Annotated in this window: 21 protein-coding genes and 1 riboswitch; of the genes, 10 read left to right on the forward strand and 11 right to left on the reverse strand. The window is 34.9% G+C overall.

The window, feature by feature from the left end; translation table 11 throughout:
- Positions 1-63: 63 nt before the first annotated feature.
- Positions 64-471 (forward strand): DUF2141 domain-containing protein, encoded by a 408-nt coding sequence (locus tag DYH56_RS03735; RefSeq protein ID WP_114641519.1) that lies wholly within the window; start codon positions 64-66, stop codon positions 469-471.
- Positions 472-563: 92 nt separating this feature from the next.
- On the opposite strand, the gene DYH56_RS03740 is transcribed toward DYH56_RS03735, so the two are convergent.
- On the reverse strand, positions 564-1319 hold the full coding sequence (locus tag DYH56_RS03740) for a Cof-type HAD-IIB family hydrolase (RefSeq protein WP_114641520.1): 756 nt from the start codon (positions 1317-1319) through the stop codon (positions 564-566).
- Between the two features lie 189 nt (positions 1320-1508).
- Between DYH56_RS03740 and DYH56_RS03745 the strand changes: the two genes are divergently transcribed.
- Positions 1509-2429: a 2-thiouracil desulfurase family protein gene (locus tag DYH56_RS03745; RefSeq protein ID WP_114641521.1), complete on the forward strand. Its 921-nt coding sequence runs from the start codon at positions 1509-1511 to the stop codon at positions 2427-2429.
- A gap of 296 nt (positions 2430-2725) precedes the next feature.
- Positions 2726-3616: an SPFH domain-containing protein gene (locus DYH56_RS03750; protein WP_114641522.1), complete on the forward strand. Its 891-nt coding sequence runs from the start codon at positions 2726-2728 to the stop codon at positions 3614-3616.
- Between the two features lie 28 nt (positions 3617-3644).
- Here the strand turns inward: DYH56_RS03750 and DYH56_RS03755 are convergent, their stop codons facing one another.
- The 5 genes from DYH56_RS03755 to DYH56_RS15865 form a co-directional block, all read right to left on the reverse strand.
- Positions 3645-4604, reverse strand: a complete 960-nt coding sequence (locus tag DYH56_RS03755; RefSeq protein WP_114641523.1) for a polyprenyl synthetase family protein — start codon at positions 4602-4604, stop codon at positions 3645-3647.
- Between the two features lies 1 nt (position 4605).
- Positions 4606-4932, reverse strand: a complete 327-nt coding sequence (locus tag DYH56_RS03760) for a hypothetical protein (protein ID WP_114641524.1) — start codon at positions 4930-4932, stop codon at positions 4606-4608.
- Positions 4922-5641, reverse strand: coding sequence for a demethylmenaquinone methyltransferase (locus DYH56_RS03765; RefSeq protein WP_114641525.1), 720 nt, complete (start codon positions 5639-5641; stop codon positions 4922-4924). Before DYH56_RS03765 ends, DYH56_RS03760 begins: the two co-directional genes overlap by 11 nt.
- A complete protein-coding gene (locus DYH56_RS03770; protein WP_114641526.1) occupies positions 5641-6549 on the reverse strand; it encodes a prenyltransferase in 909 nt (302 codons plus the stop codon). The genes DYH56_RS03765 and DYH56_RS03770 overlap by 1 nt, the downstream gene beginning before the upstream one ends.
- 192 nt (positions 6550-6741) lie before the next feature.
- Positions 6742-6903 (reverse strand): hypothetical protein, encoded by a 162-nt coding sequence (locus DYH56_RS15865; RefSeq protein WP_158539043.1) that lies wholly within the window; start codon positions 6901-6903, stop codon positions 6742-6744.
- Positions 6904-7060: 157 nt separating this feature from the next.
- Here DYH56_RS15865 and DYH56_RS03775 point away from each other — a divergent pair, with 157 nt between their 5' ends.
- The 4 genes from DYH56_RS03775 (at position 7061) to DYH56_RS03790 (ending at position 11160) form a co-directional block, all read left to right on the forward strand.
- Positions 7061-7822, forward strand: coding sequence for a DeoR/GlpR family DNA-binding transcription regulator (locus DYH56_RS03775; protein WP_114641527.1), 762 nt, complete (start codon positions 7061-7063; stop codon positions 7820-7822).
- Between the two features lie 578 nt (positions 7823-8400).
- On the forward strand, positions 8401-9549 hold the full coding sequence (locus tag DYH56_RS03780) for an ABC transporter ATP-binding protein (protein WP_114641528.1): 1149 nt from the start codon (positions 8401-8403) through the stop codon (positions 9547-9549).
- A 3-nt stretch (positions 9550-9552) separates the two neighbouring features.
- Positions 9553-10200 carry an ABC transporter permease gene (locus tag DYH56_RS03785; RefSeq protein WP_114641529.1) on the forward strand — a complete coding sequence of 216 codons (648 nt, stop codon included), beginning with the start codon at positions 9553-9555 and terminating at the stop codon, positions 10198-10200.
- A 69-nt stretch (positions 10201-10269) separates the two neighbouring features.
- Positions 10270-11160 carry a glycine betaine ABC transporter substrate-binding protein gene (locus tag DYH56_RS03790; RefSeq protein ID WP_114641530.1) on the forward strand — a complete coding sequence of 297 codons (891 nt, stop codon included), beginning with the start codon at positions 10270-10272 and terminating at the stop codon, positions 11158-11160.
- Positions 11161-11231: 71 nt separating this feature from the next.
- Here DYH56_RS03790 and DYH56_RS03795 read toward each other — a convergent pair whose 3' ends face one another.
- The gene (locus DYH56_RS03795) at positions 11232-11864 is read right to left on the reverse strand and encodes a flavodoxin family protein (RefSeq protein ID WP_114641531.1); all 633 of its coding nucleotides are present in this window, start codon (positions 11862-11864) and stop codon (positions 11232-11234) included.
- A 484-nt stretch (positions 11865-12348) separates the two neighbouring features.
- Here DYH56_RS03795 and DYH56_RS03800 point away from each other — a divergent pair, with 484 nt between their 5' ends.
- Complete coding sequence (locus tag DYH56_RS03800; RefSeq protein ID WP_114641532.1) at positions 12349-14361, forward strand: EAL domain-containing protein; 2013 nt, start codon at positions 12349-12351, stop codon at positions 14359-14361.
- 59 nt (positions 14362-14420) lie between these two features.
- Here DYH56_RS03800 and DYH56_RS03805 read toward each other — a convergent pair whose 3' ends face one another.
- Both DYH56_RS03805 and DYH56_RS16110 read right to left on the reverse strand, forming a co-directional pair.
- A complete protein-coding gene (locus tag DYH56_RS03805) occupies positions 14421-15374 on the reverse strand; it encodes a CobW family GTP-binding protein (protein WP_114641533.1) in 954 nt (317 codons plus the stop codon).
- Positions 15375-15537: 163 nt separating this feature from the next.
- Positions 15538-15681, reverse strand: coding sequence for a hypothetical protein (locus tag DYH56_RS16110; protein WP_199532965.1), 144 nt, complete (start codon positions 15679-15681; stop codon positions 15538-15540).
- A gap of 858 nt (positions 15682-16539) precedes the next feature.
- On the opposite strand from DYH56_RS16110, the gene DYH56_RS03810 reads away from it, so the two are divergent.
- On the forward strand, positions 16540-17790 hold the full coding sequence (locus tag DYH56_RS03810; RefSeq protein ID WP_114641534.1) for a SulP family inorganic anion transporter: 1251 nt from the start codon (positions 16540-16542) through the stop codon (positions 17788-17790).
- Between the two features lie 186 nt (positions 17791-17976).
- Positions 17977-18627 (forward strand): YiaD family glycine zipper/OmpA-like lipoprotein, encoded by a 651-nt coding sequence (locus DYH56_RS03815; protein ID WP_114641535.1) that lies wholly within the window; start codon positions 17977-17979, stop codon positions 18625-18627.
- A 131-nt stretch (positions 18628-18758) separates the two neighbouring features.
- On the opposite strand, the gene DYH56_RS03820 is transcribed toward DYH56_RS03815, so the two are convergent.
- Positions 18759-22655 (reverse strand): pectate lyase-fold domain-containing protein, encoded by a 3897-nt coding sequence (locus tag DYH56_RS03820; protein ID WP_114641536.1) that lies wholly within the window; start codon positions 22653-22655, stop codon positions 18759-18761.
- A 115-nt stretch (positions 22656-22770) separates the two neighbouring features.
- Positions 22771-22846, reverse strand: a riboswitch (cyclic di-GMP riboswitch).
- A gap of 330 nt (positions 22847-23176) precedes the next feature.
- Entirely contained in the window at positions 23177-24562 is a 1386-nt protein-coding gene (locus tag DYH56_RS03825; protein ID WP_114641537.1) for a tryptophanase, read from the reverse strand.
- Between the last annotated feature and the right edge of the window lie 184 nt (positions 24563-24746).

The following is a 24746-nucleotide window of genomic DNA, read 5'->3' on the forward strand; positions in this document are numbered from 1 at the left end:
TTGCAGGTAAACCTTTCTGTTATAGTACCTGTATAGCTCTATTTCATTATACAAGGGGGAATCATGAAATACTTTTTATTTTTTTTATTCTTCATTAATATAAAAAGCTATCCTTTTCAGATAGAGGTAGTAAATATTACAGATAAAAAGGCTAGTGTCTACATAGTTGTATTTGATCATAAGGACGGTTTTCCATTTAAAGGTGAGAAAGGAATCTTTAAATGGAAGGGTACTCCTGCAGAAGCTGAAAAAGGAGTTTCTACAGGTTTACCTGACGGGAATTATGCCGTGGCTGTCTTTCAGGATACAGACGGAAATGGCGAGTTAACTAAATGGTTTTTTGGAAAACCGAGAGAACCTTATGGACTTTTAGGTGCAGTTGAAAAACCAAAAAAGAAGCCTGATTTTTCAGAAAATTCTAAAAAAATATCACGGGATTCAGTTTTGCAGATAAGATTGTGGGAACCATAAACTTTATAGAATATTGCAGTATTAATAATTATGTAATATTTCGAAAATAACAGAAGAGGTATCTAAAGGTTATTGACTACTCTAAAATTTATTTAAATTAGTCCAAACTTTTTGCATGCCTTATAAATTCCGTCATTGGATGCTGTATCGGTTATATAGTCTGCGATTTTCTTTAATTCTACTTTTGCATTACCCATGGCCACTCCAAGGCCTGCATACTTTGTCATCTCCAAATCATTTAATCCGTCACCGAAAGATATTATTTTTTCCCTTTCTACTCCTATCCTTTTGGCTATCTCTTCTATTCCTACGGCCTTTGATCGGCCAATTTTTAAGAGATCAAACATACCATTTCCCCATGGTATCAATTGATAATTTTTTTCTAAAGGCTTAAAGTGTCTCCCGCCGTCTGTAGCAAAAAGAATTATATTTTCTACTTCCCCTTCTAGGTCTTTGAGAAGCTTTATGCTGTCCAGCATATGGTGAGCCTGTTCTTCTCTCATTTTTTCTATGTCAGATAGATAAAGTCCCTCTCCATTGGAAAATCCATAGCAATATTCTTTATTTTCACAGATTTTTCTTATTTCCTCTAGTACATTTTCAGGATAGGTATACCTATAGATTATTTCCTCTTTGTACTTCACATAGTGACCGTTACATGCTACATAATTTTCTATCCCTATCGTATTTAATATCTCTCCTATATTTTCCCTTTCTCTCCCTGTGGCAATGAGACATTCGATGCCATTTTCTTTCATTTTTTTTATTGCTATAAGAGTGGTTTCTGGTATCTCATTTCCCTTAACTGCCAGAGTTCCATCTATGTCAAATACTGCCAGTTTATACATAAATATCCTCCTTTAATATTTTTATTATCCTTAATGATAGTTTGTTTTTCATTTGCTCCCCCTGTTAATCCTTAATATTAAATTTTACTATTTTTTTTGAAATAAAAAAAATTTATTTGTCACAGGATCTTTCCTTCATTATAAGTATATTCTCAATTAGTTTAAATATTTTATATGGAGGTGATTTTATTGACATATATCTTTGATGAAAAAATAAGAATTGGAATTTCAGCCTGTATGTATGGTGCAAAAGTCAGATATAATTCAAAGGGATATGAAATGATGGGATATCTTAAACGGGAAAAATCAAATTATGTTTGGACTCCTGTCTGTCCTGAGGTCATGAGCGGCATGGGAGTCACAAGGCTTCCTATCAGGCTCACAGGGGGGAATGGTCATGACTTTTGGGAGGGAAAGGTTAAAGTCAAAAATAAAATAGGAAGAGATGTTTCATTAATGATGAAAAAAGGTGCCGAAGCTTGTTTTGAAACATTGGAAAGGGCCCGTGTAGATGCCTATATTTTCATGGAGGGAAGCCCCAGCTGCGGGGTATACAGAACTACACTAAGAAATAAAAGACTGGGACATCCGCCGGGAGTCTTTGGGTCATTATTATTAAAAAAAGGACTTTTTTTAATTCCGGCACAAGATCTTCAAAGTCCTGTTAAATGGTGGGATTGGAGAAGAAGACTGAGTGCCTTTGTCTGGCTAAAACATCGTCCAATGAGTAATTTAAATGAACTTTATGATACCTGGCACACCCTAAAATTTTTATCCCAGGAGATTGATGAAAAATTTGCAAGGGAATTGGGGAAAAAAATAGCTGATTTTAAAATAGAGCCACCTTTAAATGTTTTAGAGGATATAAGGTGGCAGATTTTAAATACCTTAAGAAAACCTTCCGATGTAAAAAAAGTTAAGCAGTGGCTGTGGAAAAATTATACCCATTTAAAAAAACACGAAGGAATTGAATTAGAATCAGTTTGTCCCCCTGAAATTTATAGAAATATGACTAATATTGTAGATGAAATGATTACTGTTGAAAGAGAGGTTAAAAGTAAGGATATTTTATTTGGTACTTCTCCAATTATTTATTCTCCCAGGTATTAAAAAAAAAATTTGACATCTATCCAACAGAAGCTTTTAGTAGTAGTGGGAGAAGAAATAAGACCTATTTTAAAATAATGGATTAATAAGGTTAATTAAATCTCTATTTAGAAAGCTAATAAAATCGACCTTATAAAAGCACTAAATTCAGTGCCTTTTTTATATTCTCTCAGATGGAGAAACACCCAGATTGAATTACGAAAATAATAATTCAGGAGAAAAAAAAGGAAATTTCTAAAAAAATATAACATATATATTACAGATGAATTTAATGTATTTTATTATAAAGGGAGGCTGTTATGAAGATAAAATATTTTCCAATATACTGGGTCAGACAATATCAGAGAGGGATAGTGGAACTCTTTGGAAAATACCGGCGGTTTGCAGAGCCGGGATTTCACGTTCAATTTCCTATTTTTGAGATAACCAGGGTCAGAGATGTGAGAGAACACACCATGGATATCGCTCCTCAAAATGTCATAACCAAGGATAATGTAGAGATAAATGTAGATGGTATAGTGTGGGCAAGACCTCTCTTTCCTGAAGAGGAGATAAAGAAAACTTTTTATAATATCGACAATTGGATGAATGCAGTAATGAAATTAGCCCAGACAAATCTCAGACAGGAATTTGGTAAACTGACTCTGGATGAAAGTTTAACAGCCAGAGGAAAGATAGCCATGGACATGCAGATATCCTTGGATAAGCTGGCAGAAGAATGGGGAATAACAGTAACCAAGGTAGAAATAAAGGTCATTGATCCCCCTTCGGATATAAAGGAGGCCATGCATAAACAAAAAACTGCTGAACAAGAAAGGCGGGCTATGCGTCTTTTGGCTACAGGTAGATTTGAAGCTGCAGAACAAGATAAACTGGCTCTTATACAGATTGCTGAAGGGAGAAAGCAGGCTAAAATAAAAGTAGCTGAAGGGCAGGCCCAGGCTATAAAACTTGTCAATGAAGCAGCCAGGCAGTATTTTGTAGGAAACGCCAAGGATCTCAAGAGGTTAGAAGTAGTGGAAGAATCCCTGAAGGATAACTCCAAAATCATCCTTACAAAGGATGGAATAAGTCCGAATATCATCTTAGGAGAGGTCCCTATCCATGAAAGAAAAAAAGAGGAAGGAGTCCCGTCTAAAGACGACACAAAAAATCTTTCAGAGGAAATACTAAAAAGATACGATGTATAATACAACAAAAGAGGCTGACCCAAAAGGGTCAAGCCTCTTTTGTTGTAGACCTCTTTCTGTATAATTTGTTTATGATATGTGTAAAACCTTCTTCAACCTCAGGGCATCCCAGGGTGGAGAGAAGATTGCAAGCCTTGTCTAAAAAGAAGTTACTCACACCATATGCCTCCTTTAAGGCAGAGCTTTTTCTAACTTCATCTGTCACTTCATCAAATTCAGAACTGCTGGATTTATAGGTCATTGAAAGGATCCTCTTTTTAAAACTGGGATCTTTCTTCATCAAAAGCAGATAAGGCAGGGTAATTATTCCCGTACGTATATCCTGACCGCAGATCTTTCCTGTTCCTTTCTCTGAACCATTTATATCCAGGATGTCATCCAGGATCTGGAAGCTGCACCCTAGGTTGAAACCAATATGGTAAAGTTTATCTACGGTTCCCTCCTCAGCTCCCGATAAAATCCCTCCCATACTGCATGAAAGGGCGAAAAGGGAAGCTGTTTTTTCAGAAATCCTAGTTATATAATCACAGTAGGTTATTTCAAAATTGTATTTTTCATCCAACTGCTTTAGTTCTCCTAAACAAAGGGTTTCCAAGGTATCTATCATAGCAGCTGAAGCTTTTTCATCTTCCAGGGATATAATATTATCCATGGCAAAAATAGATAGGATCCCTCCTGCAGAAACTGCCTTTCCCCTTCCATAGACACTTACCGTAGTTTCCCGCCCCCTCCTCATCTTTCCATGATCAATTATATCATCATGAATTAAAGATGAAGTATGAAGAAGCTCCAAAGATGCTGCAGCTTCATAGCACTTATCATTAATAGTTCCAGCCTTGGCAGCTAAGATCAGAAAAAGAGGTCTCAATCGTTTCCCCCCTGAGTTTATAAGTCTCCTCGTTTCTTGCCTGGTAAACTCATCTGTCAGAGCCTCCATAAGAAGTTCTATATTTTCCTCTATCTTTATCAATTCTTTTGTATATCTCATCTCAGCTCACCTCCCTTAGGAGTTCTAATAGTTCTTCCTTGTAGTCATGTTTCCCGCAGATAATTTTTTTAGAATAACAAAGGGTAACTCTGTCTGTAATTTTTTTTAAAAGCTCTCTGTCTAAGGGTAAGAGATGTCTATTTAAAAGGGAGATGAAGAGATCCCCCAGCAGGAGGTTCCTTCCATCCATATCGCTGTTGGAGTTATGAAAAAAAAGGATAAGATAGGCCAGCTTAAAAGCCTGCTCTATATAATCGTCTTTTGATATATGAGAGATCTCTCCCAAATACTCTTTCCCTATGAGATCAAAATATTTTTTAGCATCCATCTGCTCCTCCTTTAATTCCAGAATGCAGGGTACAGCTTCCCCCAAAATAGGTTTTAAGATTTATCCCGGTAAATCCTGCTCCCTCTATAAGCGCTGTGAGTTCTTCTTTGGATATAAAAGCTTCCACAGATTCATCCAGCCATCGGTATTCCCCATAAGATTTCACTAAAAGTTTCCCCATAATGGGAACTATAAACCTACAGTAAGTTTTCAGTGCTCTTCTGACTAAGAATAGATCGGGATAGGAAGCCTCCATACAGAAAAATATTCCCCCAGGTATCAAGACACGATATATTTCATCGAGAACTTTTCTATAATCAGATGTATTTCTAATACCAAAAGAAATAGTAACAGTATCAAAACTGCCATCTTTAAAAGGTAGGGAAAGAGCATTCCCCTGAATTAACTCTATATTCTTAAGATGAGCTGCCACAGTTCTTTTTCGGGCTACTTGAAGCATCCCCTCACTGAAGTCAAGAGCTTTTATCTGGGAAGTTTTTAATTTATTTCCTATTCCAATGGCAATATCCCCGGTACCACAACATAGATCCAAAATTATCTTACTCTCCACTGGGATACTTTTAATAAGATCTTTTTTCCAAAGTCTGTGTACCCCCAGGGTAATGATATCATTCATAAAATCATAGCAGAATGAAATTTTTTGAAATACACTATGAACCCGCCTTTCCTTATCTCTTTCAACCGGCATTATAAAAACTCCCTCCTTAAAATTTCTCCTAAAATAATGATTATATAAAAGAAGAAAAAGATAATCCCCGATAAAACTGAATTTTCCATAATCTTGGATCTGTTTTTCAGAGTTATATTTTCTACTGCAATAAATTTAAGTTTTTTCACAACCAATGGAATCGATAAAAAGATTAAAAACATTGAAACAGGCAGGCTTTTTAGAACAATACTTAAAAATACAAAAACATACATCATTATATAGGCAAATTTTAGGATATCTATAGATCTCTCTCTCCCCATAAGAATAGGGATTGTTACTCTGGTTCCTTGATCTTTCTCTATATCACAAATACCATTGGTAAGGAGGATTGAGCCTATATAAATTATCAGTGGTATGGAAATCAATATAATATTTTCATCTATATAACCGGCCTGAACATAGTATGCTAACCACGTGATAAGGCCTCCCATGGTCAATCCTGAAAATAATTCACCTAAAAATGTTTTGGATATTGGCAGGGGACCTGCAGAGTAAAGATAAGCAACCAGAAACCCTATAATTCCAATGACAGCCACTACAAGCCCTCTATGAAAGATAAGGTAGACTGCTGGAAATAATGTACAGATCACCAGACAGGCCATCAGTTTTTTTACTTGAATAAGGGAAATATCATCAAAAACCAGAATACTGCCCTCCCTGTCATATACAGTCTCTCTAGTATCTAACCCGCTTATATAATCAGAATAATCATTGATTACATTGGCAAAACACTGGACTCCTACTGCAGAAAATAATACAGCTATAAATAGATCCAATCTAAAATTCCCAACTCGGTATGTTGAATAAAGAGTTCCTATAAGTACCGGGATAATAGACGCCGACCAAGTTTTTGGTTCGAGGATGGTGAATAATTGTTTTTTAGTCATAATTCCTCCTGAAAGCTAATATTTAATGTTTAAAACGATCTCTTTATCCTAGGATAGGGATATTTTACTAGATATATTTTACTAGATATATTTTACTAGATATATTATACTCATCTATCTCCTGGTTTCCTCCAAGGAAGATAAACTCTATCTTAAATAACCATAAAAAAAGAAGGCAGAAGCCTTCTTTTTTTAGTATAACTTCAGCCTTATCATAATAAGTGCATCCTCTTCTCCTACTAATCTGTAACCCTTTGCCATAAGCTTTTTTACCTTATATCTGTTATAGATATATGGAAATGACAGGTTAAGGGTTATCTTTTCACCACTCTTAGACATTAAATTAATTTTCATCCTTATCCTCCTTTTCAAAATGTTTCATTTAACTTCATACCCTTTCTTTTGGTTACATTCTATTTCATTTAGTTTCGAATGTCAAGAAAAATTTAAATTTATTTCAGAAAAGATATGGTATAATTGAATTAATAAATTAAAAGAAGGAGGGATTTGAATGTTTGCTCAGGAGAGACGATCAGAGATATTAAAGATCCTTATGAATAAAACAAAGGTAAGAGTGAAGGAATTAAGCCTTAATTTTGATGTCAGTGAAGTCATCATACGAAAGGATTTGAAACTTTTAGAAGAGGAGGGAAAGTTAGAGAGAACCCATGGAGGAGCCATCTTAAAAAAAGAAATCCCCGTGGATATCTCCCTCAACCACAGAAAGGTAGTCAATTTAGGAGGAAAAAAAAAGATAACCAATAAACTCTATAAAATTATAGAGGATGGAGAAATTGTATTTTTAGACTCCTCCAGTACCAATCTTCTCCTTGCTGAAAAATTAGCTGAATCACCCAAGAAAATCACAGTAGTAACCAATATGCTGGATATCATGAAATGCCTGGATGGAGTGGACAAGATTGAACTCATAGGTATCGGCGGGACATACCACAGTGTTTTGGGAATTTTTTTAGGGGGGCTGGCCTTAGACTCTGTCCTCAAAATAAATACACAGAAACTTTTTCTAGGAGGAACAGGAATAGATGTTCAAAAAGGGAATATCAGTATCATTGACTCCAATGAAGCAACCTTAAAAAAAGCCATGATTCAAATGGCCTCAAAGGTATATTTTGTATGCGAAAAAGATAAATTTCATTCCTACGGAATCTATAACTTTGGAACTATCGATGACCTGGATGCTGTAGTGGTAGATGAAAAACCTGAAAAACAATTTGAAGAGAAATTAAGGGAAAATGGTGTGGAAATTATTTAGGAGAATTCAGAAAAAAAGAGGGTCAAAGTTTACAGGTCTTTTGTATATTTTAAAATAAAGATTAAAGAGTTCAAATGTCTAAAAAATTATATACTAAACTTTCACCTTATGATAATCCTTTAAATACGAAAAAATGTTAAAAAGTACGAAAACCGAATACCAATTCTGAAAAAGATTGACAATGACCCGAAATTAAAGTATAATATCAATGTAAGTTTTTAATATTGGTGAAGTAAAGTTGAAAAGTACTTAGAGTGATGAGATTTATAATATTATTTTAAAACAAAATAGTAGTGTAGATTCGAATTATTTGTAATGAGGAAATTTCTCTTGAAAAATTATTAATTTAGAACTGGGGTTTATTCAGGGTCTTATAAATTAGGCAATGATTATACTACTATTTGGTGGTATAAAGCGAGTCATAACGGCGAAACTTAAACACTCTAACTCTATTATCCTTGGGATAGTTGAGTTGGGGTGTTTTTTTATTATTTTTGTAAAAATTTTAAACAGCATAAACCTATAAAAACCAAAACAAAATATCGTAAAACAATAATTTTATATCCAAAGGAGGGTTTATGATTGAATTGAAAAACGTTACCAAAAGTTTCGATGGTAAGAATAAAGTGGTTAGTAATCTTAATCTAAAGATTGAAAAAGGAGAGTTTGTTGTTCTCATAGGGGAAAGTGGATGCGGTAAGACTACAACTATGAAAATGATTAACCTTTTGGAAAAACCAACAAAGGGTGAAATATTCATAGACGGAGAAAATGTAAAAAGTCAGGATCTCATGGAGCTCAGAAGAAATATAGGTTATGTTATTCAAAAGGTTGGATTGTTTCCGCATATGACAATCGGTGAAAACATAGAACTTGTTCCTACTCTTAAGAAGTGGTCAAAAGAGGAGAAAAAAGCGAGGACCTTTGAATTGCTGGAGCTTATGGATCTTCCGGCAGAAGATTTTTATTACAGGTATCCAAATGAACTAAGTGGAGGACAGCAGCAAAGGATAGGGATAGCAAGGGCCCTGGCTGTAAATCCAGAGATAATACTCATGGATGAACCATTCAGTGCCTTGGATCCTATAACAAGAGAAAAACTTCAGGATGAGATGATGAATCTTCAGGATGAACTGGGAAAAACAATAGTTTTTGTTACTCATGATATGGATGAGGCTCTAAAGCTGGCAGATAAAATAGCCGTAATTAAAGATGGAGAGGTTATTCAATTTGATACCCCAGAAGAGATACTGAAAAATCCAGCAAATCATTTTGTAGAGTATTTCTTTGGAAAGGACAGAATGTGGAAAACTCCTGAAATGCTGTTAGCAAAGGATATAATGAAGAAGAAATTTGGGAAAATAGGGGTTAAAGGAAGTCCGGCGAGGGCCATAGAGATAATGAAGGAAAGAGAGACAAATACCCTTATCGTAGTAGACAGAGAGGGAGAGAAGAAACAAAAACCTGTAGGAGTAGTCACAAGAAACATGATAATGAAAAACAATGGCCACAGTATGAAGATGAAAGAAATAATGGCATCCAGTGAGGATTTTATTATAGATGAAAATACTAATATGGTGGAAGTTCTGAATATAATGTCAAAAATAAACTTCAGATCCATACCAATAGTAAATAAAGATAAATTACTAGTAGGAGCAATTACTCCAATAAGTCTTCTTAACATAATTACAGAAATATCTCCAAGTATAGAAGGAGGGGAACTTTAAGATATGAATAAAATAGATTTTTTACAATTTTTAGAGTATAGAAGTCCAGAAATTTTTAAACTGACAGGAGAACACATGAAGATAACAGGAGTTGCGGTTTTTCTTGCAATTCTTGTAGGGGTGCCTTTGGGAATATATATAACTAAAAACAAGAAGGTAGCCAACGTGATACTAAATACTGCAAATATATTCCAGACTTTACCAAGTTTGGCTCTGTTTGGACTTATAATTCCAATTATGGGAATAGGCTTCAAGCCTGCAATATTTGTTTTATTTTTATATGCGTTACTGCCTATTATTAAAAATACATGTATAGGAATAAACAGTATAGATCCTTCGATAATCGAAGCTGGAAGAGGAATGGGAATGACCAAGACACAGATACTGACAATGGTTGAAATACCTCTGGCTCTGCCTATTATTATGGGAGGGATCAGAATATCCACGGTAATCAATATCGGTACTGCAACAATAGCGGCTCTTATAGGAGCTGGAGGACTAGGGGACTTTATCTTCAAGGGAATATCTATGGGTAATAATAATTTGATCTTAGCTGGAGCTATACCAACAGCTCTTTTAGCATTATCAGTTGACTTTATTCTAGGTCTTGTGGAAAAAAATCTGACTCCTCAAGGGTTAAAGAATAGCTAATATATTTTAAGGCTATAAAATTTATGAGGGATAAAGATAGTTATATATAAAACTAAGGAGGATTAAAAGATGAATAAGTTATTTAAAAATGTAGTACTTATTATGACAATTATGGTATTTGCTGCATGTGGGAAAAAAGAGGCTGAGGTAGAAACAATCAAGATCGGTCACAAAAACTACACAGAACAAAGAGTACTAGGACAATTGTTTGCAGTTATGATTGAAAATCATACTGATTATAAGACTGATGTAAAAGAATTAGGAGGAACAAAGATTGTATTTGAAGCCCTAAAAAGTGGAGATATAGATCTTTACCCTGAATTTTCTGGGACGGCATATGTAGCCCTTTTAAATGAAAGTGGATTAAAAGATCCTAGTGAAGTCCATAAACTTGTAAAGGATAGACTTAAAGCAGAGAATAATTTGGATTATTTAAATCCTTTAGGTTATAACAACACATATACTTTGGCAGTAAGAACTGAAACTGCTGAGAAATATAACCTAAAAACATTTTCAGATATAGCAAAGGTTTCAAATGAACTGGTAATTGGAGCGACTATGGAATTTCTTGAAAGAGAAGATGGAATGTTAGGTCTTAAGAAGGTCTATCCAGGAATGGAATTTAAAAATGAAAAAGGTCTTGACGGAGGGCTTCGTTATACTGCTATAAAAGATGGTGTGATAGATGCTGCAGATGCTTTTTCTACAGATGGAAAACTTATCGCTTATAATCTTGTTATATTAGAAGACGATAAGAACTTCTTCCCGCCATACTATGTTGCACCACTTTTAAATGGTGAATTTGCAGCTACTCACCCTGATATAGTAGAAATTTTAGGGAAACTTTCGGGTCAGATCAATGAGAAAGAGATGCAGAATATGAACTATAGGGTTGCCGAAGAGGGAATTCCTACAAAAATTGTTGCAGAAGAGTTTCTTAAGAAAAAAGGGCTTCTATAAGTTTAAAATTTAAGTTTGAATTTAATTTTATAATCGTTGTATATAAAAGGGAGGCCAGCCTCCCTTTTTCTTTATCTGATAAAACTAGTCCATTTTTTTCTTTCCAATTTGGGAGGTTCCACCTTACCCCTTCCATTTTCAATTAACTTTAATACCCACGCCATATTTCTTCCTAAAACTTCCATGATCTGCCTTCCTTCTGCATCCCCTTCTGCATCCCCGGGAGTAGTCCCATGGATAACATTCCAATAATTTGCAGTGGGCATTACCATCTCTGAATAATTCAAGTAATTATTTAGCTGTTCGAAGGCCGGTATTCCTCCGGAACGCCTTACTGCAACTACTGCAGCGCCTACTTTATGTCTTAACATAGATTTAGCTCCCATGACATAGAAGGCTCTGTCTAAAAATGACTTCATCGTTCCTCCAATGGCTGCATAATGCACAGGAGATCCCAAGATTACACCGTCAGCTTCCTTCATCTTCTGTATCCATTCATTGACATCATCACCTTTTATTATACATTTTTCATCTCTGTTCTTCATACAGGCATTACATGCGATACATCCTTGAATAAGTTTATTTCCTACATGGACAATTTCTACTTCTATTCCTTCTTTTCGGAGTTCTGAAGCTGCCATTTCTATTGCTGAGTTAGTGTTCCCATTTGCCTTTGGACTTCCATTAAATGCTACTACCTTCATAATCTTCCCACCTCTTTTTAAAATTTTTATAATAAATTATACCCCTATCAATTTCTTTTCATAAGTATACACTTTTTTCTCAAAAAGGTATAACTTGTTTTCAATTAATTTTAATAACTGTTATTTCAAAGGAGTTAAATTTTTAATGAATTTATTAATTATCAAAATTTAAATGTTGAGGTCAGATATAAGGATAAAGAATATGTTTTGTTACCTTGATTTTATTTATTTTTAAATCATAATAAAATTTTTAGACTTGTTGTTTTAATGATATAATAAAGAACGATGTAACTGAATTAGAAAAAATCAGAAAAAGTATGAAAAAAATAGAAAGCCTAAAAATAACCGGCTGCCCATTAGTTTAGGAGTTGCCCGGTACTACCAAGGACAAAATATAAATCAAGTCAACTGCATATCAGATTCTTTATTTCACTAAAGACTCTGCAGAAAGATGACTAAACTTCAAAAATAAGAGGAATTTAAAATGATTTTATTGATAACTAAAGAAAAAGATGCTTCACTAAAAAAAATGAAAACACTAGAAAATTTAGGATATGAGGCACTTCATACCTCTTCTCCCGAGAAAGCGCTTGATTTGATTATAAATAATAAAAAAATTAATTTAGTTGTAATTGATATCAATTCAATTCATAATTATATAATTTTTATAGAAAATATCCTGGCAATAAGAGATATCCCTATTATTTATATCACATCTACAACTGAAAAAAGTCCCATTGAAAAAATTAATTCTGCTTGTTATGGGTACCTCCATGACGATTCAAATGATTTTATTTTTGATTCTACAATTAAAATGGCTTTTAATCTCTTTGAGAAAAATGAAAGAAAAAATATATATAAAAGTATATTTGAAAATCATCATGCTGCAATGCTGGTTATTGATCCTAAAAATGATGATATCATTCAAGCCAATCCTGCAGCCATTAATTTTTATGGATGGAACCAGAAAGAATTAACAGGGATGAAAATAACCGATCTAAATATACTGAGTAAAGATAAAGTACACACTGAGATGCAGTTGGCAAAATCCAAAAAGAAAAATCATTTTTCCTTTAGGCATAAATTATCTAATGGAGCCATTAAAGACGTTGAGGTCCACGCAGGATCAATAGTGGTAGGAGGAAAGACCAGGCTGCTTTCTATTGTTAATGACGTTACCAAGCGTAAGCAAGCAGAAAAAACGATTGAACGCCTGGCCTACTTTGACTCATTAACATCTTTACCTAATCGAAAAATGTTTTTTGATAACTTTCCTAAAGCAATTATCAGGGCAGAGCAGAATAATTTAAAAGTTGCTCTTCTTTATATCGATTTAGATTCTTTTAAGGATATTAATGACTCCTTTGGACACCCCACAGGTGACCAGCTTCTCGTAGAAGTCGCGAAGCTGTTTAAAAAAAATCTCCATAAAAATAATACTGTATTTCGTTTAGGAGGAGACGAATTTGCAATAACAGTAGAAAATATCTCAAACTCACAAGAGGGATCTAAAGTTGCTGATAAACTTCTCAGTCTTTTAAAAAATCCTTTTACCCTTGAAAACAACAAACTGTTTTCTTTTGCCAGTATAGGTATTTCTATTTATCCTGATGATGGATTAAATGTCGATACTCTCTTGAAAAATTCAGATATTGCAATGTATCAAGCAAAAAATAACGGGAAAAATAACTATTTATTTTACACTTCAAAAATGAATGAAATTGCAAAAAGAAAAATCACAATAGAAACTAATCTGCGTCATGCCCTTAAAAATGAAGAGTTAACTCTTTTTTATCAGCCAAAGATCGATTTTAATGACGGTAAAATAACAGGGGCAGAATCTCTGCTTCGTTGGTTTCCCAACAAAGATGAGTCTATACCTCCTTCTGAATTTATTCCTATAGCGGAAACATCCGGATTGATTTTAGAGGTAGATAAATGGGTTTTGTCAACAGTGTGCAGACAATTGAAAAAATGGAAAGATCTTGGATATCCGGATCAAAAAATTTCAGTAAATGTTTCAGGTATGCACTTCAAACAAGGACGAATTTTAAAAACATTGGGAGATATCCTGGATGAAATCGAAATCCCTCCCAAATCTCTTGAAATCGAAATTACAGAAGGGATCTTCTTAGAAGATATCAAAGAATCGGCATTAATTTTAGAACAGCTCCAGTCCATGGGAATAGATATATCCGTTGACGATTTCGGAACAGGTTATTCATCCTTCGGTTACTTAAAACGTCTCCCAGTGAGCACTCTTAAAATTGACAGGAGTTTCATTTCCAATGCAGCAACTAACTCAGATGATGCTTCAATTACCAAAGCAATAATAATGATGGCTAAACTCCTTAATTTAAAAGTCATTGCTGAAGGTGTAGAAACAATAGAACAGGTGGAATTATTACATGCTGAAGGCTGTCACGAGATGCAGGGATATTATTTCGCAAAACCTATGTCAATTGATAAATATGAAATTTTTTTGGATAAACTATAGTTAAAAAAAAATAAAGTTATAATAAGAAAGCCGGAAATCAACATCCCGGCTTTTTTATTCTATCCATTCATCATCTTCATCTCTGCTGTGGTATTTCTCTTCCACGCACCTACTATTCCTTTCAATATCTGTGGTACACTCATATCCTCTATTTTTTTAGTCAGAAAAACAAGGGTGGACTCATCCCATTCCTGGGTACTCTTCTCCACATCTATCATACTTCCTACCATATCTACCTTCATCATCTCCCCCTCTATCAGGGTAAACCCCTTTACCCTGTAGACCATTGGTGCGATCTCTTCTAAAAAACTATTGAGTTCAGGATGAGATACTTCCGACCGAATATTCATGGTAAAAGTTTTTGGCTTGGTATCCACAGTATTGGTAGTTTCTTTTTTTAACGGTTCCCCTAAAAGTTCTCCCTCTCTGTGAAAAAAATCCATCCCCATTTTTCCAAAGGTAGTTTCATGGATATCTGCATTGGGATTTATGGCAGCTACTTTCTCCCTTATTCCGGTGAGGTCATCCACAAGATCCGATTTATTGATTATTACCATATGAGCCAATTCTATCTGATTAGTGATAGCGTCTATTTCTTCCACCTCGGTTAAAAAAGTCCTTGCATCGACTACGCATATTGCTCCTGCATAGATATAAGGAGAATCTTCTGCCTTCATATAGGCCTTTAGAGCCTCTAAAATTTCTCCTATATTGGATGGATCTGCCAGCCCTGACCCCTCTACGAATACCCTGTCCACATCGGTCTCGGCCATCCTTGCCAGCTCAGTAACAAAATTCACCTGAAGACAGCTGCAGAAGATAGAACCTCTGTTGATCTCTGAAAGCTCTATGTCAAATTCTTTTAAGAGGCTTCCATCTATGCCGGTTTTCCCGAATTCATTCATAATCACTGCATTTTTACTTTCAGAAAGATCTTTTAAAATTCCCTTTAATGTGGTTGTTTTTCCTGCTCCTAAAAAACCTGTAAGCAGGTAAAGTCTTTTTTTCTTCACTATACTTCCCCCTTTTTTATATAAGTGTATAAGTAATTACTAATATAGTTATATACTATAAAAATATATTTTGCAAATTAATTTTTATTTTTTTATAATTAGTGATTATTATGTATAAATATACACAAAAAAAGACCTCTAAAATAATTAGAGATCCTTCTCTTTAGTTGTCTTTTGATTTTAACATCTCTTTCATACAGCTTACAGGTGTACCCTTTTCAAGATGAAAATTTATACACTCACAGCATTTCCCGTGTCTGGGACAATCTTTATTCGTACATATACATGTTTCTTGGTTACAGCTCATTCTAATCCCCCTGTTTTTCTTTAAATTTTATAGAATTTCCTTTAAAACTTCCAATAAAGAATAACATAAGAATATTTCCCTGTCGATAGTTTATCTAGAATTACTATTTTTGTCGCAGATTGCACAGATCGTAATCCATAGAACGTGTATCTCTATCAAGATTTTAAAAGCGAAGTTTATAGTCGTTTCACTTCAGCAGTAGTGTTTCTACAATGACGATCGTGTATTACTTATTAAGACAACTTATAAATCTTCTGGCACTTTTTGGTTACTTTTTCTTGCTACAGAGAAAATAGTAACTCGTATTAAGGACGAAACCCTTAGAACTTTCCTTGTCACAGATTACACAAATTTACATAGGTTAAAACAATCTCTCAACGCAATGGCTCAGAGATTTCTGAGATTGTCAGAGTTAATCCTTTTTTGGGTTTTAACTAAAAATAAATATCTGTGATCATCAAAGTCTGTTCCGTGTATGTCTCCAGACATCCGCGTTCTACTTTTTTTTGCTTAGTATTAGTACTTTAAACCGTTTTGTGTTCTTTTTTCTTTGTACTGAACTTTAATCTGCGTAATCTGCGACTGAAAAGCTCATCTTTTATTTTTATAATCCTGAAAAACAAGTATTTTCCTTCCCCTTTCTACTATATGGCGGATACAGTAATAATAACAACCCTTTAAAATAACAAATCAAAACTATTATTTTATTTGTTTGACAATAGTGAAGTGATGTCTGTATAATATTAACGATTTAAGTTAAATTTAATTAATTTTTGAACTAAAATTATATTTGATATTAATTTTAGCTATATAAATCATTTAAATATAACAATAAAATTATTTTTAGGAGGTTAAAAAATGGAACATGTATTCAATCCAAAGCTATTTACTTTATTTAAAGGAGGTCTGGATAAAAGGCAGATCACTTCCGATATATTAGCTGGAATTGTTGTTGCCATTGTTGCCTTACCTCTTGCTATTGCCTTTGCAGTGGCTTCAGGAGTTTCTCCAGAAAGGGGAATAATAACATCAATTATTGCAGGATTTATAATTTCGTTTTTAGGAGGAAGCAGGGTTCAAATAGGAGGCCCGACCGGAGCTTTTATAATCATTGTTTATGGTGTTATAGAAACTTATGGTATTGATGGGTTAATTATTTCTACTATAATGGCAGGATTATTCCTTATCCTTTTTGGTTTATTTAAATTAGGGAATCTGTTAAAATATTTCCCCCATTCTCTAATTACAGGATTTACAAGTGGTATAGCCCTGGTGATTTTTTCAACTCAGATAAAGGATGCCCTTGGATTGACAATTTCCCAGGTTCCGTCAGAATTTATTGAAAAATGGAAAATATACCTTTTAAATATAAATGGAATTAATTTGACAGCTTTAGCTCTTTCAATAATAACTATTGTTATAGCTGTATTTTCAAAAAAAATAACCACTAAAATTCCAGGATCTTTTATTGCCATTATTATTATAACCTTTGCAGTTCAGGTCTTTAATCTTCCTGTTACTACTATAGAATCATCTTTTGGGGAGATACCCAGTCATTTTAATTTTTCACTGCCATCCTTTAACTTCAGTGAGCTGTCTATCTATATAGGCCCTGCCATGACCATTGCTCTATTGGGAAGTATAGAATCTTTGCTTTCGGCTGTGGTCTCTGACAGTATGATAGAAGGAAACCATAGGTCTAATACAGAACTTATTGCACAAGGTGTAGCCAATATAGTTACTCCTTTTTTCGGTGGAATCCCGGCAACAGGAGCTATTGCAAGGACGGCTACCAATGTAAATATCGGCGGGCGAACCCCTATCTCAGGAATGGTTCATTCTATAACACTACTATTAATTATGCTTTTATTTGGCAGATGGGCAAAATTAATTCCCATGTCCTGCCTTGCCGGTATTTTAATTGTCGTGGCTTTTAATATGAGTGAATGGCGTTCTTTCAGATCGATAATGAGGGGTTCTGCCTTTGATATAATTATCTTATTCTCTACTTTTCTATTGACAATCTTAGCAGATCTGACAATAGCTATTGGAGTGGGGCTTGCTTTATCGGTTATTTTTAAACTTCCTTTTTTCAAAAAAATTAATTAATATTTTGTCCAGTCTAGCTATCTTTTGGTAGTAATTTAATTAATACCTTGTCCGGTCTAGCTATCTTTTGGTAGTTAGACTGGGTTTTTATTTTAAACAAAAACCTAATCCTTGAATTTATGAGGGTTCCGTAATATAATAATAGGATCTCTCCATGAGAAAATTTTAAAGATAAGGTGGTTTATTATGAAGAAAAAAATAACATTATTATTATTAGGTGTTATAGCTGTAACAGGGTGTCAAAGCATCGATCCATACACAGGTGAAGAGCAGTTCAACCAGACTAGTAAATATGCCTTAGGTGGCGTTATCGCAGGGGCAGCAGCAGGGCAAATTGCAGGAAAGGATACCGAGTCAACATTAACAGGAGCCGCAGCAGGAGCATTGGCAGGAGCAGGCCTGGGTTATTATTTTGACAGACAAGAGGCAGCGCTGAGAGCAGAACTTCAAAGAACAGGAGTTTCACTGAAAAGAACTGGTAATAAATTAGAACTTGTTATGCCGGGAAATCTAACTTTTAATAGCAGTAGTGCAAATATAAACAGCGACTTCTACGAAGTACTGGATTCTGTATCTAAAGTATTAAAAAAGTATAATGAAACCGATATATTTATTTCGGGACATACAGATAGCACGGGTAAAAACTCTTATAATATGACTTTATCTCAAGATAGAGCAGACAGTGTAGCAAAATATCTTAAGTCAAGAGGAGTGCAGAGAAGCAGAGTTACAACTGAAGGTCTGGGATCTAAATATCCATTAAGCTCTAATTCTACTTCACAGGGAAGAGAAAACAATAGAAGGGTTGAGATAGAAATAATAGCAAAGAAAGGATAATTTTATCCTTCTGGAGATTCTCAATAAGAAATAGACTTTTAAACTACTCTTTTTATTTAGGTAATAAAAAGAGGACTTCTGTAAAATTCCGAAGTCCTCTTTTTTTCATATAAATTGTTTTTTTATTATATTTAAAATAAGAATTTTAAGCCTACACTTCCTAACCAACTGTTAGAAGTATCTCCTGCCCTGTACCCTGCTTCTGTGTATACAGTCAATAATTTAGGTGTGGCATAACTTCCCCTGATTATCGCGTCCCCATAATAATCATTTCCTTCATATCCACTAATCTTTACTTTTTCATCACTCAACACCTTAAATGTTGAATTTAAATATTTATATGGATTTCCTAATTCCGCATAACCGGTAAGACTTACTTCAATATTTATCTTACTTCCGTCAGCTAAGAATACATCCCTTCCTACAGCCACTCCTACACCAGTTTCTATTGATGTAGAGTTTACACCGTCGATGCCTATCCCATAATCTCCTTTTTCTGATATTTCTCCCTGTATCATATGAGTAATATTCAGTTCTGCCTTGGGTTCTATATAATTTTTGCCCATATCCCATTTTTTTGAAAGGATATTTTCTATTCCAACATAATAATTATCCACATTGTCTGTTAGAGTTTCATTGATCGTGGTTACAGGTAGATCTCTTTTTAGATCTGTGTCTGTAATCCCGGCAAATATCATAGAGGTAAACTTCAATCTGTTTTCATTTTCATGTACGATATACATATTTCCCTGGTAATAATAATCATCTCTGGAAGCATCGATGTCATTATAATTAGCCGAAGCTTTTCCTATTGTTAAAATTCCTCCCACACGAGTTTTTTCTCTTATTTGTTTCTCCGCTCCTAAATACACACTGTATAGTTCTAAATCATATCCGGATACACTCTCATATGAATCCTCTTTCAGCTTTGTAAAATCTCCTCCGGCTATGGCAGTGATCTCACCTGTTTTGGCCGTTCTCCTGTCTTTGATAACATTATTGGTTATGACTCTGTTGCTGTTATTTAATATATCAAAGGTTTGTTTTGCTATGGTCGGATAATATTCCATCCCATAACTGTCCTCTACCCCTTCATTTAAATCCTCTACATCGGATATTGATTTGAGTGCATTATAATAATTTTCCTTCAGTAGGTTTCTACTGTCGGCATAACTGTTTTCCAAGACCATTCCCAAATCAGGATTATTTATAATAGTTTTGAAATTTTTTCTTTCCAGGACAACATCGTAATTTTCTCCATTTTTGACTATTTTGGAATTAAACATAGCCGAATCGGAGAAAACATTCCCTTCAATATTTTTTGTTTTTAAAGCTTCATAACTAGTATATTTTTCCTCATAACCTCCTAAAACCAAGGCACTGCCAGCATAAAAATCTCCCACTATCTTATCTGATTCGATGGTTCCTCCTGTACCCAGCACAAATTTACCATCAACTGCCTTAAGGTTGACTGTACCATCACTTACAACTGTTCCTGTATTTACAAGGGTCGCACCATTTAATTCGAAGGCCTTATTATTTTTATCATCTTTAGTGCCTGTTAAAGTACCTGATAAAATAATTTTACCGTTGTTAGTAATCTTAGAAGCTGCATCAGCGGCCTTAATTGCCGTACCATTAGAGGCATTTAAATATATTTCACCATTATTTACGGCAGCAGATCCTTCCATTACATACATACCGATACTATTATCGTGATCTATAGCTATAGTTCCCTCATTGATAATTTCTGATTTATCTCCTCTAGCAGACATAATCGTATAATTAGTAAATCCTGTTTCCAGAATTCCCCTGTTTATTGCCTTACTTCCATCTTCACCGGTACTGTTTTCAGCATGCATCCTCACATTCCCCGTATTCCGGATTGTTCCTTCGGCTTCATTGATTACTGCACTTCCTATACGGGCATACATCCCGTCATCTCCTGTATTTGAGATAACTCCCTTATTGGTAGCTTTACCGTTACTGATGGACAGCATACCAAATCTGCTGCTATTGCTGATGGTTCCCTCGTTGATAACTTGTCCCTCACTGATGGAATACATCCCATAATCACCGATATTAGATACAACTCCCCTATTGGTGGCTGTGCTCCCACTACCTTCGGCGTACATTCCTAAAGTCCCTTCATTTGAGACTGTCCCTTCATTGACTACTGTACCTCCATGAATAGCAATCATACCGTTGGATCCCTTGTTGGAGATTGTTCCTCTGTTATTTGCTGTACTTCCTCCGCTGCCGGCATACATCCCATAATTTCCGACATTTGAGACTGTTCCTTCGTTGAGAATTCTTCCCCCGGATAGAGATGTCATCCCATATTCATCGGTATTTGATACAGTTCCCCTGTTAAGAGCTGTACTCCCTGTTCCGCTGGCATACATACCATCTTTACCTCTATTGGATACAGTTCCCTTACTGATTATTATCCCACCATTGTCAGCGTACATACCTTTTTCTCCATCATTGGTAACTTCTCCTTCATTAAGAGCCTGACCTCCAGAAGAAGCCGACATTCCATAGTCCCCTCCGTTATCAACAGTTCCCTTATTGAGGGCTATACTACCATCGCCATTAGCTGAAAGTCCATAATCATTTGCGTTTCTAACTATACCTCTTACATCATTGAGAACTTGACCTCCAGACATAGCAATCATTCCATAATCATTTACATCTCTAACTGTACCCTCATTAAAGGCTGTACTTCCGAGACCTTCAGCTACTATTCCATAGTCGCCACCATTGGATACGGTGTCTGTATTTATAGCAATACTTCCTTCTCCTCTAGCGACCATTCCATAGTTACCCCCATTATCAACTTTGAGATCGTTAATAATGACACTATTATTTCCTTCAGCTAGCATACCATAATCCCCATGATTGGCTATCCCAAAAAAATTAAATGATTTATGATTGAGTGCAAGACCACCATTGTATACAACCATTCCGTAGTCTCCTGGATTTTGAATACTAAATTCATTTATAATGATTCCACCATTAGTAGCATACATCCCGTAATCTCCAGTGTTTTGAATGAATGCCCAGTCTTTATTAATAGCAATACCACCGTTTTCAGCATACATAGCATAATCTCCATCATTTGTAATTCGACCATTGGTATTGTTAATGGCAGTACCTCCACTACCAGCAACCATTCCATAATTACCTGTTATTTCAATTCGATCTCTATTATCGGCAACTCCATCTGTAACCTTCATTCCAATCCCGTTACCATCTATAGTACCTCTATTTACTCCTACTCCGCCAGCTTCTATTTTCATTCCAGAATAACTTTCTGTATTTCTCACAGGGTTAGTACTTTCAAGTGTAATGGTAGTTTCATTTATTATTTGAGCTCCCGCTGTTCTTAACCCATCAATATCTTTAGATATTTCGGGTGCACTTAAGGTATAAGTAGAACCTATAATATTGTTTCCTAAATCCCATATTTTAATAGGAGGTACAGACGATCTAATAATCGATGAACCCATGCCGGTGATTGTTCTATGATCTTCCCTGTAGATTCCAAGGTTACCGAATACCAATAAATTACGCTTGTTTTCTATTGATTCCCCCTCTTTTTTACCTATTGGCCCTGTAGCATTTTCAGAAATAACACTGCTTTCGCTGCCGGCTTTCCCTTCAACAGCAGCTCTTCCTGTATCTTCTGATATGAAATTTGGAGCCAATAACAATCCGCCATCCATACTTATTGTTTTATCGACAGGTATACTTTTTCCTTTAACACTTTCTGTTTCCCAAACCTCTGAAGACTTCTCCTCTCCAGTCAGATTTTTTTCAGAAAAAATTCCTAAAGCTTTATTCCCATCCTCAGAGGGTACAGGCCTTTCAATCACAAAATTTTCCACGGCAGATCCTGTTTTTCCGGCAGGTTCTCCAGACGAAAAACAAGAATTTAATAATAGTGTTATTATAGCCGCAACGGTAATAGTCATTATTGTTTTATACCTTCGTTTGACAAGTCTTCCATAATTTTCAATTTTCATATTTATTCTCCTCTTACTTTATTTTTATTATGTCTTTATCCAATGGGTGCTATTCTATATATTTGTTGACTGATTCCGTTATTTTTTTCAAAAAAAAAATACAGACCCTTAAAAGATCTGCAACTGGCTGCCATTTTAAAGGCCCTATAGTTTTGCGTCACAAGATTTACCCTGCTTTGCCTCTATTATTTTTATAAAATTACATCAGTTTCTGATATATGGTGTATATCGTACCACACTATTATCATTATTACAATATATATTTAAAACAAAGTTGTTATTATATTATAATATACTCATGCTTAAAACTTTGCTATAAAGTAATGATATAGTATCTTTATTAAGATACTATATCAATTCAATTTAAAGTTTTAATGTTTTTTTATTAAAGACACATTTAAAATATGAAATAAAATCTCACATAAGACAGTTTTACCCTCTGAAAATAAATAACAGTAAATAATATTTATAAATAAAAAAAACTGTAAATTTAATTCTTTAAATTTACAGTTTTTTTATTATTATTCTACCGGTTTCAGCTTAGCTGTAAAATGTCTCAGGATCTCCGGTTCTTCCTCAATCTCATACCCCTTTATTTCATCTCTTCTTTTATAGATATTGATCAGGGCTTTGGCAACTACCTCCATATGATTATCGGTATATACCCTTCGGGGGATAGTTAATCTCAGCAGTTCCAGAGCAGACTCCAGCTGCTTCCCTGTATCGGGATCATTCCCCAATAAAAATGATCCGATTTCCACTCCTCTCACACCGGCTTCCCTATACAACTCCACACAAAGTGCCTGAGCCGGGAAATTATAGTAGGGAATATGAGGTAAAAATTTCTTGGCATCCACAAAGACTGCATGACCTCCCACAGGATTTTGTATGGGAACTCCTCCTTCTGAGAGCAGTTTTCCAAGATATTCAACCTGTCTTATTCTCGAGCTTAAATATGATTCCTCCACAACCTCAGTGAATCCAACGGCTAAAGCATCCATATCTCTCCCTGAAAGCCCTCCATAGGTAGGGAACCCTTCAATGGGAACGACCCTGGTCCTGACACCGTTAAATAATTCTAAATCTTCTTTGATGGCTATCAGTCCGCCCATATTCACAATTCCATCTTTTTTAGCACTCATGGTAATGGCATCTCCATAGGAAAACACCTCCCGAACGATCTCCAAGATAGAACAATGTCTGTATTCTTCCTCTCTTTTCTGAATGAAATAAGCATTTTCTGCAAATCGGGCAGAATCAAAGATTATTTTAATCCCGTATCTATCGGCTATTTTTTTAGTTTCTTTTATATTTTTTAGGGAAACAGGCTGTCCTCCGGCACTGTTGCAGGTGATGGTAATTATGATAAAGGCTATATTTTCTGCACCTTTTTCCAGGATGATTTTTTCTAAACGATCATTGTCCATATTTCCCTTGAAGGGGTGATTTAGTCCAGTATCATAGGCTTCCGGTATCACACAGTCAACAGCTCTTCCACCATTTAGTTCCACATGTGCTTTAGTTGTGTCAAAGTGCATATTAGATATACTATCCTGCCCTTCTTTTATCAGAAGGGGAAACAATACATTTTCAGCTCCCCTCCCCTGGTGGGTAGGAACAAAATATTTATATCCTGTGATGTTCTGGACTGACTTTTCCAGCCGATAAAAACTCCTGCTTCCTGCATAGGATTCATCCCCTAACATCAATGCCGACCATTGATGATCACTCATGGCACCAGTACCGGAATCAGTGAGAATATCTATAAAGATATCTTCAGCCTTTAATCCAAATTGATTATACCCTGCTTCCGCTATCCTTTTTTCCCTTTCCTCTTTAGGGATAAGACTAATTTTTTCTACCATCTTTATCTTGTATGGTTCAGCTAATGTTGAGTATTCACACATATTTTACCTCCCAGAATATTTTATTAAATATTATTTCAGATCTTTATGTCATACGAATATATTCTCAATTTTATCTGCCTATCCTTTATTATATCCAAGAAGATTCTCTATATTCTAAAAAAAATAAGCTTATCTACTACAGGTAGACAAACTTATTTTTAATTTTTACTTTAATCATTTAAGA

The sequence above is a fragment of the Psychrilyobacter piezotolerans genome (assembly GCF_003391055.1).
GTDB classification, from domain to species: Bacteria; Fusobacteriota; Fusobacteriia; order Fusobacteriales; family Fusobacteriaceae; genus Psychrilyobacter; species Psychrilyobacter piezotolerans.